The organism is Nitrospira sp. ND1, from assembly GCF_900170025.1.
Lineage (GTDB): Bacteria > Nitrospirota > Nitrospiria > Nitrospirales > Nitrospiraceae > Nitrospira_A.
In genome coordinates this window covers 3,435,631-3,450,302 of the sequence record NZ_FWEX01000006.1, presented here as the reverse complement: position 1 = coordinate 3,450,302, position 14,672 = coordinate 3,435,631, and the positions used below count along the sequence as shown (strand labels likewise).

General features: G+C 52.9%; 11 protein-coding genes. All 11 read right to left on the bottom strand.

Translation table 11 applies throughout. From position 1 onward, the window contains the following. Positions 1-7 precede the first annotated feature (7 nt). The 11 genes from NSND_RS20720 to NSND_RS20665 all read right to left on the bottom strand — a co-directional run bounded on the left by NSND_RS20720 (position 8) and on the right by NSND_RS20665 (position 14,635). Positions 8-1,390 carry a glycosyltransferase gene (locus tag NSND_RS20720; RefSeq protein WP_143833649.1) on the bottom strand — a complete coding sequence of 461 codons (1,383 nt, stop codon included), beginning with the start codon at positions 1,388-1,390 and terminating at the stop codon, positions 8-10. Between the two features lie 166 nt (positions 1,391-1,556). Then, positions 1,557-3,452: an asparagine synthase (glutamine-hydrolyzing) gene (gene asnB, locus NSND_RS20715; RefSeq protein WP_080880801.1), complete on the bottom strand. Its 1,896-nt coding sequence runs from the start codon at positions 3,450-3,452 to the stop codon at positions 1,557-1,559. 49 nt (positions 3,453-3,501) lie between these two features. After that, positions 3,502-4,512, bottom strand: coding sequence for a UDP-glucuronic acid decarboxylase family protein (locus tag NSND_RS20710; RefSeq protein WP_080880800.1), 1,011 nt, complete (start codon positions 4,510-4,512; stop codon positions 3,502-3,504). Between the two features lie 36 nt (positions 4,513-4,548). After that, positions 4,549-6,393 (bottom strand): carbamoyltransferase family protein, encoded by a 1,845-nt coding sequence (locus NSND_RS20705; protein WP_080880799.1) that lies wholly within the window; start codon positions 6,391-6,393, stop codon positions 4,549-4,551. A 124-nt stretch (positions 6,394-6,517) separates the two neighbouring features. Further along, positions 6,518-7,681, bottom strand: coding sequence for a glycosyltransferase family 4 protein (locus NSND_RS20700; protein ID WP_080880798.1), 1,164 nt, complete (start codon positions 7,679-7,681; stop codon positions 6,518-6,520). Positions 7,682-7,750: 69 nt separating this feature from the next. Then, positions 7,751-8,659 carry a glycosyltransferase family 2 protein gene (locus tag NSND_RS20695; RefSeq protein WP_080880797.1) on the bottom strand — a complete coding sequence of 303 codons (909 nt, stop codon included), beginning with the start codon at positions 8,657-8,659 and terminating at the stop codon, positions 7,751-7,753. A 26-nt stretch (positions 8,660-8,685) separates the two neighbouring features. Further along, the gene (locus NSND_RS20690; RefSeq protein WP_080880796.1) at positions 8,686-9,924 is read right to left on the bottom strand and encodes a glycosyltransferase family 4 protein; all 1,239 of its coding nucleotides are present in this window, start codon (positions 9,922-9,924) and stop codon (positions 8,686-8,688) included. Between the two features lie 42 nt (positions 9,925-9,966). Beyond that, entirely contained in the window at positions 9,967-11,037 is a 1,071-nt protein-coding gene (locus NSND_RS20685) for an NAD-dependent epimerase/dehydratase family protein (RefSeq protein ID WP_080880795.1), read from the bottom strand. Between the two features lie 48 nt (positions 11,038-11,085). Then, positions 11,086-12,168, bottom strand: a complete 1,083-nt coding sequence (locus tag NSND_RS20680) for an SGNH/GDSL hydrolase family protein (protein WP_159450924.1) — start codon at positions 12,166-12,168, stop codon at positions 11,086-11,088. Positions 12,169-12,205: 37 nt separating this feature from the next. Then, complete coding sequence (locus NSND_RS20675) at positions 12,206-13,042, bottom strand: DUF5672 family protein (RefSeq protein ID WP_143833648.1); 837 nt, start codon at positions 13,040-13,042, stop codon at positions 12,206-12,208. A gap of 141 nt (positions 13,043-13,183) precedes the next feature. Continuing rightward, positions 13,184-14,635 carry an SGNH/GDSL hydrolase family protein gene (locus NSND_RS20665; RefSeq protein WP_080880791.1) on the bottom strand — a complete coding sequence of 484 codons (1,452 nt, stop codon included), beginning with the start codon at positions 14,633-14,635 and terminating at the stop codon, positions 13,184-13,186. Positions 14,636-14,672: the final 37 nt, after the last annotated feature.

Below are 14,672 nucleotides of genomic sequence, written 5' to 3'. Positions count from 1 at the left end.
GACCACATTAGGAAGATTCGTTCGCCCCAACGGCCACATCGAGCACAGCTGCCATTTCACCGGTCAACGATCGATAGTCGAAACGATTCACACTTGTCACATCAGGCTGAACAAGCTTCCGCACTCCTGTTGTTAACTCGTCGAGGAGCACTTTAATCGCTGCCAGCTGATTCGGGCTACTTACGCCCAGGGCATGCCGAGTGACTAGATTGGCAGTTGCGCCCTCTCCACCGATCAGTAGCAACGGACGACCAGTCGCGACATATTCATAAATTTTGGCCGGTACCTGTAAGGGAGAGTCAGGCTGAAGCACCAAAAGCACGCTGGATCGTTGCATCTCTTTTAAGCATAGACTGTGTGAAATCGGAGGCTCGCGTCGCAAAAAAGAGTGTTTCTCAAGCTCTGCCGCATAGCGCTCACATTCCTGATCGGTTGAGTCCCACCCGCCTACGAAGCGCAATCGGATCGATTCGGGCTTCAAACGGCCCTCTTGAAATAATTCCCACATTGCCTGCAGGAGGATCCGAGGAGTCCTCTTCCCGTAGACTGTCCCGAAATGACACAGTTCGTATCCTGTCGAGGGGGACTGACCGTCCAATTGGCCAGCAGTCGACTGCCCGACAGGGAGGACCTCCCGATCGAATCCATTGGGAATCCAAGTACAGCGACCTCGAAGCTCGCCAAATTCCTCAAGGAGTCGTTGGCGTAGCTCCTCAGTGTTGGCAATGACATGACTCGCAGCCTTACAAACTTTCGCTTCAAGCCATTGCGATTTCTTGGTCAAGAAGCGGGAACTAAAGGAATAATACGGGTTACAGTTCCATGGATCGCGATAATCCAGCACCAGTGGCCGACTGAACTGCTTGGCAAGGGTTGCGCCGACCAAAAAACTTGTCCACGGCCCACCTGTCGCAAAGACAACGTCCGGCATTTCCTTTTCTCCGATACGCTGAAAGTGTCTCACGACCTGCGAGAGCCAGGTATATTGCCGGTCAGGAAATGCGAATGCCCAATCCAGGAAAAAATCCTTCACCGTTGAGCGACCTGTTCCCGGTTGAGGTGACGAAGCAGATGCCTCATTTTTCAGGTCCTTCCTGGCCCTACCCTGATTCGCGTTCCCTTTTAGTATTCCCCGGAGCACCTCGCGATACTGCAAGACCTGCTGCAGTCGGTCGATATAAGGCACACGAATCACCTGAACAGTCTCCGGCACACGCCCACCGAGCTTCTGATCAACCTGATGCACCGGATAGACGCACTCTGGCGTTGTCGTGAGCACTTTCGGCTGCCACCCAAATGCCGGAAGGTTGCGGCAAAAACCAAGCGGACGCATCGCCCCACTCGCCGCAACCGGCGGAAAATAGTAGGCGACGATCAGAACTTGCTTCACAGTTTCACCATCGACTTCATGGCATCCCAAGGCATTCCATGCATGCTCGACAGCCCGCTACACACGACCTTGATCACGCGCGAGTGGATGTGACATCAATGATGTGGCCGGCACGACTGGAGAACCCACCAGGGTGCAGCAGGGGGAAGCCGCTCCAGGCTATATATCACACAGCAAGACCGGGGTCTTGACTCACGAGATCCGACAAGATCTCAAATTCCGCGACGTGGAATAGCCTGTTGGCCAAATCTATTTCACCTCTGCGGTGACGCTCCAAATCATTGATCACGGCATCCGCGTTATAAATGCCTCGTTCGCGAACAACCCGACTCCCCAGAATATCGCGGAGAGGCTCGTAGAAATCATGCGCAAACCATTTTTTACTCGCAGTAGGAAACCCCATCTTGTCCACGCGCGCTCGCACAGACTCCGGGATCCGCCCTCTCATAGCTTCTCGGAGCACATATTTATTCAACGGTCCACGGACTTTCCAGCCATCGGACAGTCCTGCGACAAACGACACCAAACGATAATCTAGAAAGGGGAGGCGTGCTTCGACCGAATGGGCCATGGAGTTGCGATCCTCAATGCGTAGATACAAGGGCAACGGGGCAGAGCGCACCGACTGCTTCAACGCATTCGACAACGTCATAGCAACCGGCGAAACATCTTCATCGATAAAATGCCTGGTGAGGTCCTCTGAAAACCACGGATTCTGGCGGAGCCGTGCTTGTCGACGCGCCTGTGCCCAGCTCCGGTACGCGTTGATCTTATACATTTCCCATGAAAGTCCGCGCGCTGCGGCCGCGGTGAAACGTTGACACGAATTTCCACCATGAGCCGCCGTGTAGGCTGCCACAGACTCCCAGGCTTTTCGTACGCGTCCCTCTCGAAGAAGCGACACCCAATAGTCTTGGAAATAACTGGAATAGCCGCCAATGGTCTCATCCGCACCCTGCCCATTCAATACGACACGAATCCCGTGGGACGCGGCAAGATGCATGAGCTGGTAGCCTACTACGGCCGTCATTGTATGCACCGGCTCATCTTGAAACCAAAGCATTCGGCGCAGATCGCTCCATAGTTCGGTCGGGCTGGTTCCCAGCTGACGAAGCTGGGCATGGGTTTGAGCCAACGTGTCGGCAATATACTTGGACTCGTCGAACTCCTTGGCCATATAACAAAATGCCTGGAGAGATTCAGACCTACTACTGCCCGCCTCACCTCGCTGCCTGGCCGCAGCGCAAATAATCGCGGTCGAATCAAGCCCCCCCGACAAACAGACGCCTACCGGGACATCACTTCGCATCCGAATTCGAACGGAATCTTCGAACAATTCGGCAAAGATCTCCGCAGGGTCTCCGGATACACTTGGAGACAACCCATCAAGGGACCAAAAAAACCATTGATGCCACGTACCATCGAGTGCCAGTTCGAAACCGCTCCCTGGAGGAATTTGTTCAATCCCTTCGTAGAACGTTTCGATCTGGCTGTCTAGCCGTCCTTCCAGAAGAAATCTGGAAGCAGTTCGCCAATTGATCTCACCGCGCTGGTATCCAGACGCTCGTAGCGCCTTGATCTCTGAAGCGAATTGCATCACATCGGAAGTGCGACTGTAGTACAGCGGCTTGACGCCGAATCGATCGCGCGACCCAAAAATCCGCCGATGTCGACGATCATAGATCACAAACGCCCACATGCCATTGAGTTTGGACAGGCACTCCCGACCCCACTCACGGTACGCCGCAAGCAGGACCTCGCTGTCCCCGCTCGACCGAAACTGGTACCCCAATTGGCGAAGCTCCGATCGAAGTTCGACATAGTTGAAGATTTCGCCGTTGAAGACCAGTACGTACTGCTCATCCTCACTAACCATGGGTTGATGGCCCGCTTCGGACAAATCAAGAATCGAAAGACGACGAAATCCCATTCCCACGGCACCATCCAGATAGATGCCGCTGTCATCGGGGCCGCGATGAAACAAACTTTTCGCCATCCGCTCAATGGCTACTCGCTCAATGGGCCGTCCATTCAGCCCTATAGCAATCGCAATCCCACACATAACAACTATCGAACCTTCCTCTTTCTATCCTACCGTCAGCGAACAGCCATTACTTTGCAATAACCTGGCGAAAATACTCCGTGGCCTTCCTGATACCATCCTCAAGCTCTACTTTTGGTTCCCAACCCAAAAGGCTTTTAGCTCGCGTGATATCCGGCCGGCGCACCTTCGGATCGTCGGCTGGAAGCGGACGTTCCTCAATGACACTCTTGGAACCGGTAATTTTCAGAATGATCTCGGCAATGCCACGAACCGTAAGTTCTCGGGGATTCCCGATATTGACCGGATCATGAATGCTGTCCAGGATAGCGTCGGGCTTCTGAGTGAGGAACTTCGTACGATCAGTGCGTTCCGCCACAGACTTGTCTGATTTCACCATCAACAACGCCACGATACCACGAACCAAATCATCGACATAGCAAAAGCTGCGTGTTTGGGAGCCGTCTCCAAAGACCGTCAGCGGTTTTCCCTGAAGGGCCTGTACAATGAAATTCGAGACGACCCGACCATCCTTCGGCCTCATCCTTGGGCCGTAGGTATTGAATATCCGAACGATTCTTGTGTCGACTCCATGATATCGGTGATAGGCCATCGTCATAGCCTCAGCAAATCTCTTCGCCTCATCATAGACCCCACGCGCGCCGATGGGATTCACATTACCCCAGTAGGTTTCCGGTTGAGGATTGAGCAATGGGTCGCCATAGACTTCAGAGGTGCTCGCTAATAGAAACCGCGCCCCTTTGGCTTTCGCCAATCCCAACGCCTTGTGTGTTCCCAAGGCCCCCACCTTCAAAGTCGCAATGGGCATCTCAAGATAATCCTGAGGGCTCGCCGGAGACGCAAAATGCATTACAGCGTCCAATTGCCCATCGACATGCAAATAGTCGCACACGTTGTATTTCACAAAGCTGAATTTCGGATTTCCGATCAGGTGAGAAATATTCTCCGCTCGTCCGGTGATCAAATTATCCAACGCAATCACATCATGTCCCTGCCCAATCAGCAGATCGGATAGGTGACTACCGAGAAACCCTGCTCCACCCGTAATCAGAATTCGCATGAATCAATTCCTCCTTCGCCTTCACTATCTTACTGGTTAGTCGAGCTCAAACTCTTTCTTCCAATCCGAATCGCCTTCAAGCGGCTTCTGATCGGCCTTAAGCAACACGCAATTCTCCAGCACGAGCACGTCCATTTCCGTTCGCATAAAACATCGATAGGCATCTTCCGGCGTGCTGACAATTGGTTCCCCCCTCACATTGAAGGAAGTATTTACCAACACGGCATGCCCCGTCTTTGCTTCAAAAGCTTTCAGCAACGCATAGTACCGTGGATTTGTGTCCTGATGGACAGTTTGAATCCGCGCTGAGTAGTCAAGGTGAGTCACAGCGGGAATATCAGACCGCGGGATATTCAACAGTTCGATCCCCCACAATCCATCTTGTGCGGAACTCACAGGAAGACGTCGTTTTTCTACGACAGGAGCTACGAGTAGCATATAGGGGCTGTCGGCATCGAGGACGAAATAGTCAGAGACTCGTTCGCGCAAGACCGACGGTGCGAAAGGCCGAAACGATTCCCGATACTTAATCTTAAGGTTCATCACCGACTGCATGTCCCGATTGCGCGCATCGCCTAGGATGCTACGGCCTCCTAATGCCCGAGGTCCAAATTCCATACGTCCCTGTAGCCAACCCACGACCTTCCCTGCAGCAAGTTCTTCGGCTACACGGGCATAGAGTTGATTCTCATCGAGCCTGACATACGGCGCATCAACCTTTTTCAGATATGCTTCAATTTCCTCGTTGCTATGACAGGGGCCTAAATATGATCCCTTAATACCATCCTTTCCGGAAGTCACCTTGCGCGGTTGTTGTTCATACTGATGCCAGGCAGTTAATGCAGCACCTAACGCACCTCCGGCATCGCCTGCAGCAGGCTGTATCCAGAGACCCTTGAAGGGTCCCTCCCGAAGAATACGCCCGTTCCCGACACAATTCAGCGCCACACCACCGGCCATACACATATAGTCTACTCCGGTCTCCCGATGGAGCGTCCGCGACAGACGTAGCATGACCTCTTCTGTCACTTCTTGAACTGAACGAGCTAAATCCATCTCCCGCTGAGTCAGCTTGGATTCAGGCTTGCGAGGTGGTCCCCCAAAAACATCATCAAACTTGCCGCCGGTCATCGTCAGTCCGGTGCAATAATTGAAATACTCCATATTGAGCCGGAACGTTCCATCCGGCTTGAGGTCCAGCAAATGTTCGTAAATTGCTTTCACATACTTAGGCTCGCCATAGGGCGCCAAACCCATCACCTTGTACTCGCCGGAATTCACCTTGAAACCCGTATAGTATGTGAAGGCGGAGTACAGCAGTCCGATGGAATGAGGGAAAGGAATTTCCCAGAGGGGAGTCAACGTGTTCCCTTGCCCAAGCCACGCCGACGTAGTGGCCCACTCCCCGACCCCGTCCATGCACAAAACCACTGCCTTCTCATAAGGTGAGGGGAAAAATGCAGATGCCGCATGCGATTCATGGTGCTCTGAAAACAAAATCTGTGGCAGGGAAGATGTCGTCAGGTCCGGGGCATGCTGGAGAAATTCCTTCTGCAGCAAACTCTTCAACAGAAGCTTCTCTTTCAGCCACACCGGCATGGCGGCCACGAAGGATTGAACACCCCTAGGCGCAAAAGCAAGATAGGTTTCTAGCAATCGCTCAAACTTCACCAGCGGCTTGTCATAGAAGACGAGGTGCCGCACATCTTTGAGCTCTATCTGTCCTTCACGAAGACAGTAGTCGATGGCTCTATGAGGAAACCCGGGATCATGTTTCTTCCTCGTGAAGCGCTCTTCCTGAGCCGCAGCAATGATTTCCCCATCACGCACTAAACATGCGGCACTGTCGTGGTAGAACGCAGAAATACCAAGAATATTCATCGCTGTTCCCCGCCTGTAAAAGAAATCTGCCTCTGCACTAATCTAGCACCGTTTAAGCAATCCCACAGTCCTCTGTCAGAGGGGGTAGCCCCTGCTTTTACTGAGATGGTTATAATCATGACATTTACCGGTGGGCCTGGCACTCCTCGATGAAGCCAAGGTATCGATGCGCAATCGCTTCCCAGTTGTATTCTCGACAGGCCCACTCTTTTCCCTGCTTAGCTAGAGTCTCTCGAAAAGCTACGTCAGAGCACAACCTGATCAGACCTGTTGCGAGAGCTCCAGAATCCTCTGCTGGCACCAGAATTCCGGTTGTGCCGTCATGAACAATTTCCGGCACACCGTCAATATTGCTCGCAATGACAGCTTTCCCACATGCCATCGCCTCTGCGATGACTAAAGGCATCCCCTCTGCTCGCGAGGCCAGCACGAAAGCAAGGCACGTCTTCATCAGACTGAGAACCTGCCTATGGGATTGATTGCCCAAAAACCGAACCTGATCTGACACACCCTGGTCGCGTGACTGGCGTATCAAATTTTCCCGTTCCGGTCCGTCACCTGCAACAACGAGCTGCAACGCCACACCGCGCTTTTTGGCTTCCCGCAATGCGGCGATCACGAGGTCTATCCCCTTCCGCCGAATCAGATGTCCTGCGGTCAATAGATAGTTTGGCGGCAGATCAGAACCCGCCTCACCTGCTTTAACCGCCTGGATAACGTCTAGCGGTGCGCCATTGGGAAGCTGTTGGCTACGCCTAAGATGGACGCCCTGCAAAACCGATTCAACTTTGGCCAAGAGCGTTCGTGAGACACCCAACACCAGGTCAGCCTTCTCCAATAAGAACCGGACCAATCGTTGTTCTCGCCGATCCCATAGACATAAGTCATGCGCATCGTTTCCTTGATAGGTGATGAAAAGAGTTCCTCCGAATACACGCTTCAATATCCCAAAATAGAACATGGCAGGAAGCGGATACTGAATTAACACTGCGTCCAGCTGTCTCTTCCTAGCCAGCCAGATAAGTTGTACCATCGTAATCGGAAACCAAATACAACACATGACCATGGCACGAAGAGGATACTGCGACGAGACGGGCGACCGGAGATACATGCCGTAGACTGGGATTTCATCCAGTGCTTCAATTTGACGAATCCGATTCTCGCGGTCGGCGACAAAAATGGTGATAGTGTGACCTTTCTTCTGAAATTCCCCCGTCAACCGCGCAACAACGGTACTGATGCCCCCGGTGAGGGAAGGTCTCCAGGGAGTAACGAGCATAATGTTCATAGTTGAATTGCGCCTACTCCTGCAAACCGCCTGCTTGCTTTCGCTATCAAACCAGAGGGTTCGTTGCCGTCAGGACACTTGCCGGCTGACATAGGTCTTGGCGAAGTCCACATACAGCTCCAGATTTAGCGGCCACTGTCGGATTAGGGCACCAAGCCGTTGCCGCGCTGCTGCCCCCGAACATTCCCGTCGCTCGAGATACGCCAGTTGCCGCTGAGTTGTGTACAGCTGCGCCTTCACCAGTTGCATGATCTCAGGCCCCTGCGACCGTTCAAGACCATACTCCGTTGAGAGAATTTCGTATATCTTCACAAAATCTCCCAGAAGCCGACGCTGGCTGGACATGAGACTCCCCGCCCGCCAGCGATATTGGCCCAGCGGTTCAGGGAGATACCCAACTCCATACCCCTGCAGGGCCACACCAATCCAATGCAAATAATCCTGAGCAACCGGCAGGCGCGGATCAAATTTCCCCGCATCGTCAAATGCGGTGCGACGCTCTACCACCGTCAACGTCTGGATATGAGACCGCAGCAACAGATCCCTGACACACTGCCCCTGAGGAATAGGTCTTTTGGTGTCCTGATTAAAGCAGGTGTGCAGGACTGTGTCCTGTTCATCGATTACCGATACCTCTGTATGGACAAATCCGCAGGTGGAATGCGTATCCAGAAATTCGACCTGCCGAGACAACTTGTCGGGGCGCCAAAGATCATCGGCATCCAGGTAAGCGATAAGTTCTCCGCTCGCTCTCGACAGGGCTGCATTCCGTGCCGCCGAAGCCCCCTGATTGGTTTGATAGACGTACCGTACCGACTCCTCGTAGGCCCCTACCAACGCTTGGGTGCCATCCGTCGATCCATCATCGACGACAATGATTTCGAAATCTCGGTAGGTCTGTCTCAACGCCGAGTCGATAGTCCGCCCAAGAAATTTGGCACAGTTATACGTCGGAATCACGACGGATACACGAGGCATGTGGGAATGTACCCAGGAAAAGCGACCTATACAACCTTGCCCGACAGCCGCGGTCGCAAAGCGGTCAGTGTTTTCTCCGTCGCCGTCTCCCAGGAAAACCACTCGGCGGCGAGCTTGATAGCACCAGATCGAAGGCGCTCACGAAGATCCGCACGGTCCATCACTTCCAGCAGGAGTTTCGTCACGGCCGGATGATCTTTTGGTTCGCAGGTAAGAACATTTTCCCCATGAACAAATGCCTTGTCCATTAAAGGCCCGCGCGTCACGATGATGGGAAGCCCGTGCGCAACCATCGAAGCGAAGGAACTGTTGTTGAGCTGAACGCCTTCAAGAAAAGGTAGCACACATACGTCTGATGCATGAAGAAACAGCGATGCTTCCTCCTCCTCAGACTTAAATGCGCCTGTCCATGTTGTGACTCCGTCTATGTGCAACTCCTTCGCGAGTGCCTGCATCTCATCAAAATAGGAGGCACCACCTTCGACCTCCAAGCCAACCTTCCCTCCAATGAACAGGAGACGGGCTTCGGGTCGTTGTGCAGATACAGCCGCAAAAGCCCGTAACAGTGTTTCAATGCCTTTAATCGGATAGAGATATCCGAAAAAGGTGACAACAAATTCGGATGACGTGACGCCTAACCGTTTCCGTCCGCGTTCGCGTGCCGTGCCCCCTGCACTCGACGCGATGAACAAGTTCGGAGGTGGAGGGATTAACGCCACCTTTGGGCTGACGGGAGGCCATTCTTCGTGCAACATGGCACGGTGACGTTCGCACAATGCGATGACAGCATCACTATCCCGCAACAGTGTCCCCGAGCTATACGCCACATCCTTTCCACCAGCCCATTGAACCATCAGCTTCCTGAACAAACGCGAAACAATGCCTGTCTTCGACGGATCAGCCCCCACAAACGCACTCTCATACCGGGTTACAAACGGAACGTTTGGAAATAACCGCTTGGAAAGCGTGGGCAGGAAAGTCACCATCGGATGAAATTTGTACATGAGTCCGATGTACATAAGAAACACAGCATCCGGCGAGCAGTTTCTAAAAAAAGACCGAACCCGAAGCAACTCAAGCCAGCCCCATGTCTGCATGATGGGATACACGCGAATCCGAGGATCATCGGTACCAACATTGCCAACCGACGTGAGCACATGTATGTCAATGCCCCGCTCAGTCAATTGCCGGCACAAGTGGTAGGTATTGGTAGCCTCCCCTGCATGCATCGGAGGATAGGCTGCTGAAATTACCAGGACCTTCATGGCATATGTATTTCTTCCAACGCTGACGTTAGCACAGATTTTTCAGATCGGCACATTCACCGCAGCGGCCCGCTTCAGCCAGGACTGGTGAATTTCCTCGAAAATGTGCTTCAACGTTTTCGTAATGCCCCAGCCGGGATACTGCGTCGTCATTTTTTTCAGGTTACTGATGTAGCAAATATGATCACCTTCGCGATTCTTGTCGACATATTCATACAGCATCTTCCTGCCCGAAATAGCTTCGATCATGTCGAACGCCTCATAAATAGAGCAGCTGTTTCCACGTCCGCCTCCGAGGTTGTACACCTCACCGCTTCGGGGGTTCTCGATGAACGCATGGATGAATCGTGCGACATCCAGGGAATGAATATTGTCTCGAACCTGTTTTCCTTTATAGCCGAAGATGCTGTACTTTTTGCCTTCTAAATTGCATTTGACGAGATAACTCAAAAATCCATGCAACTCTACGCCCGAATGATTGGGTCCGGTGAGGCAACCTCCCCGCAAACAACAGGTCTTCATGCCGAAATATCGCCCATACTCCTGCACCATGACATCCGCGGCCACTTTCGAGGCACCAAAAAGCGAATGTTTCGACTGATCGATGCGCATGTGCTCCGTGATCCCGTCAAAATCGTTGGGAGACGCATAATCCCAACGTTTATCCTGCTCCACGAGGGGCAACTCATTCGGGGCATCGCCGTACACTTTATTCGTGGACATATGCACAAAAACTGCTCCTGGCCTGTGCAACCTGGTCGCTTCAAGGAGGTTCAGCGTACCCACCGCATTCGTATCGAAATCATCGAACGGAATCTTGGCCGCGAGATCATGCGAGGGTTGTGCTGCCGTATGCACAATCACATCAGGCTTGAGCTCTTGAATGAGCGCCAATGCGCCCTTGCGGTCTCGGATGTCGAGCTCATGGTGCCGGAACTGTTTCAGATCAGCCTGCAACCGGCGTTGATTCCAACGCGTGTCGCCTTGCGGTCCAAAAAACGTAGCCCGAGTGTTGTTGTCGACTCCATGGATCGACCATCCTTGACCATGAAAGTACGCGCACACTTCAGAACCGATGAGACCAGAAGACCCGGTAACAAGCATTCGCTTCATGATGTGCTTACTCCCTCCCTATTCTCAACTCACTGTACTCGACATTCATCAAGGGCGGGTCCCAGTTCTCATTTCAGCGCGAAAATGACTGGCGATCGCCTCTGCTGCCAATTGATGTCCCCGCTCATTCCAATGACCACCATCCGCAGCGTAGACATCTTCCCCACGATGATGGGCTTCAAGAACCACCGAAGCAACATCATCCCAATAGGCGATACCATGACGGGCCGAGATATCACGAAACGCCTGATCGTAGGGCTCGGCTCGCACGCAATTGAATGCCATGATCGATCGATTTCCCACTTTCTTCCGGACCCTCCCCATCAACTCATCGGTAACTCCTACCGCACGAAGAAATCCGGGATGCCGCATCCCCTCCGATTCAATAGCGACTTCAACCGTGTCACGAGTCCTCACCGCTCGCAGCCGGTCTATACGGCTCACAATAAAATAGAGGAACCTGCTCCTCCGGTTGATCCACTCTCGAACCTGAAGTGAGGACTCCTTCGGTGACAACAGTTGCACCTGCCCCTTCTGCAAATAGGGCCTGACCCACCCATTGTTATTCACAAGGCTCAATCGCTCAAGCTCATTATCATTATTGATAAAGTCGTTCGCGCAATACTGCCAGAGAATGACGTCTGGTCGAATAATATCGATATACCGATCGAGTATCATGAGTTCCTGCAGTGTCCCGTAACCGCCAGCACCGTACGCAAATACTTCAACGTCCAGCAGCTGAGCTAATAAAGCATGGTACGTAAGATCATCCGAAACTGCCGTGGCATGAGTAAACGAATCGCCAATCACCAGAAGCCGAATTTTCTTGGAGTCCAGATCGCCGAACTGGCGAAATCCGTACTGTTTTTGAGAGCGCCGAACTGAATAGGGCCGACCTGCATTGGTTCTCTCTACCAATGTCTCCTGGTAATGCTCGGTCGCTTTCCAGCCGAGTTCCTGATCCAGGCTAATCGGTCCAATCCTTCCACCGTCGACACTTTCGAAAAATGGAATTCCGTCTCTCAGCAAATGGATGGACCGAATCGTCAGTTCGCCAAGACCAAGCATGATCGCAGCAGAAACCACCGTGACGACACCTAGTGCCACGACCATCGCAAAACGTCTTGCCATCGCCGACCCCATTCTGTGGCTACACTAGCCCTGTCGATCAAGCCGCGTGCGGCGAAATCAGATAGGGTTCCCAAAACGAGCGATCGTAGCGTGGCCAGGCATGACAACCAAATGGCAACTGATGGTGATTCATGTCGTAACACAAGCGAGGCGCCACCTCGAACGCAAAGCGTAGGCCGACTTCGACCGAGGCGACTCTGAAGTCAGGCACATAATGCTTGGCACGATCAGACCAAAAATGGTCTTCATTCTTGGTCCCGTCAGGACGGAGGTGCCACTGTGACATCTCAAGACGTGCATTGTTCAGCCAGGATAGCCGCTTTGCAAACCGCCTCGGCAGATTAAGCATTCGGACATAGGCAGGCATCCCCGCATACCTTTCCCGCCAATATTCTTCCGGCTCCATCCAATAGACGTCCGATCGGAATACCTTGAGGAAACTCTCGATCTTCCGCAGTGACAACCCGCCATTTCCCACACGTGCTTCCTTCACCCAGGGGCTGTCCGCACAGTGAATCCATGGCGGACCGATGTAGTCCAGCCCCGTATCGCACCAGGCTTCTAACTGATCCGAAAACACCAACGCGTCAAGATGGTAGATCAGTATGTATTGGTACTCACTGAAGGAACGGTAAAAGGTTTCGGACAATAAGAGGCGTGTATTCGCGGCAACACTCCCGAAATATTCATCGCCAAAACGCTTGAGCGAACAGCCCGGCAAGTCGATGTTGAGTGAGTTGGGCACCACCAGATACTTGTCATACGCATGCAGATAATGCGTGAGATGTTGAAAAGAGACCTGCTCATCAGGAGTGAGCTCACTCCGATTATGCATCGGCACTACGACGGCTACTTTTTTTTGATGTGTATTCACCGTTTCAACCCGTCCATTTCAAAGCATTCTGTTCTGATCAACCTCAAGAACGCAAAAATCGGAGCCACCGCAGGCCACAAACAGGCACGTAACAAAACACACTTACCGGCTCGACATTTCGACACGCACGATCGGCAGACGTCACAGCTTCCCTAACTGCCTGAGCACCTCTTCGCCTACGAGCTTATGCCCGGCTTCATTGTAGTGGGCGTATCGTCGAAACGGAAAAAGCGATAAGGGATCCGGATGGGTGACAAATACCTCATGCATGTCCATTACATGCAACTTCAACCGCCTGGCGATCCCCAGCACGTTGTCGCGATCCTTGCTGGCCAATTCAGGGAGGCGATATCGTTCCCACGTGGGCAGATAGACGAACACGACACGCCCACCCCACGTCTTTGCCGTTGCCTGGGCCTCGGTCAGAATACGCTCGAACAGTTGAAGGTCTTCCGGAGCAGCGGATGCGCCGGAATGACGAAGAAACTCCAGCAACTCAGCCGGAAACCCCTGTTCGGCTGGGCGGCGCTCATAAAATGAATGCATGGCATGACGGAGATGGTGAAGCTTCAGGATGTTCTCAAGAGAGATCGGAGCGGTCGCCTTTGCCATTGCGGCATCAAGATAGTCCCTCAACGAACGATCGATTTCAGGTTGCCGCTCAAATAAGTGTTGCGAAAATGAGGATGACAAATACTTCATCAAGAGCGGAGAATTCTTCTCCCACCCGTCGAGATCTCTGAGATCATTGCCTTCATAATAAAACCACAGCACCAGTTTCGGCTTAAGAACCGGACCATACTCTTTAAGCGTCGCTAAGCTCGTGAGCGGACCATGGCTATTTACGCCCAAATTCATCGTATTCGGATGATGTCCCCGGACCACGGCCACAAATCCTTTATCCGACGGGACACACACTCCATGGGTATAGGAATCACCCAGCGCAAGAAGTTCGACCGGTCTGTGCTCCCACATGCCACGCGGATTGTGAAAGCCGTGCTCATCGCTTTCGTATACGACATATTCCCCGCTCTCGTTGCAAAATACCGTCGTCGTGGTGGCCATTCCAGCCACCGGTAATAATTCCTCGTACTGGCTAGTCAGCACGGATTGAATACTGTCACTGGATGACGGTGCAAACAGGACCATTGGGAAGACATCCGGATACGCATTGACGCCATGTGCCCGCATATCCAGGATCACCTCCAAACGCGAACGAGCATCGAACTTCTGGTGAGTCTCCTGCACAGTCTTCATTCGTTCAGCCGCAACCCGTACGTTTGCGTCCTGAGGGAAGCTTAACCACGCTTGAGCCCCCAAGGAGGTAATTGCTGTGCCGGAATAGGCGAGGAGCAATTCAGCCAGATAGACCGCGACACATGTGGATACGCCGACAAGCACACTATTGATCCTGAGGGATTCCGGCATTCGTACGCCGAGCGCCAGTATCACTGCAAGCCCCACGAACACCACATAGCGGAGCGACATGCCATGGCGCCATACCAAGAAAGCGAACACGCCTGCACAGAGCGCAGCCCCTAACAAAAGCACAAAATTTGCCAACTTTCCCAGCTGGCGCCCAAGCTTAGCCATTCGTCAATGCGCTCCCTACGCCCCACAGAGGCTTGAC

Excerpts from the sequence above, each read along its gene's own strand:
- asnB (WP_080880801.1), bottom strand. The coding sequence starts at position 3,452 with ATGTGTGGGATTGCGATTGCTATAGGGCTGAATGGACGGCCCATTGAG.
- NSND_RS20710 (WP_080880800.1), bottom strand. The coding sequence starts at position 4,512 with ATGCGAATTCTGATTACGGGTGGAGCAGGGTTTCTCGGTAGTCACCTA.
- NSND_RS20705 (WP_080880799.1), bottom strand. The coding sequence starts at position 6,393 with ATGAATATTCTTGGTATTTCTGCGTTCTACCACGACAGTGCCGCATGT.
- NSND_RS20700 (WP_080880798.1), bottom strand. The coding sequence starts at position 7,681 with ATGAACATTATGCTCGTTACTCCCTGGAGACCTTCCCTCACCGGGGGC.
- NSND_RS20695 (WP_080880797.1), bottom strand. The coding sequence starts at position 8,659 with ATGCCTCGTGTATCCGTCGTGATTCCGACGTATAACTGTGCCAAATTT.
- NSND_RS20690 (WP_080880796.1), bottom strand. The coding sequence starts at position 9,924 with ATGAAGGTCCTGGTAATTTCAGCAGCCTATCCTCCGATGCATGCAGGG.
- NSND_RS20685 (WP_080880795.1), bottom strand. The coding sequence starts at position 11,037 with ATGAAGCGAATGCTTGTTACCGGGTCTTCTGGTCTCATCGGTTCTGAA.
- NSND_RS20680 (WP_159450924.1), bottom strand. The coding sequence starts at position 12,168 with ATGGCAAGACGTTTTGCGATGGTCGTGGCACTAGGTGTCGTCACGGTG.
- NSND_RS20665 (WP_080880791.1), bottom strand. The coding sequence starts at position 14,635 with ATGGCTAAGCTTGGGCGCCAGCTGGGAAAGTTGGCAAATTTTGTGCTT.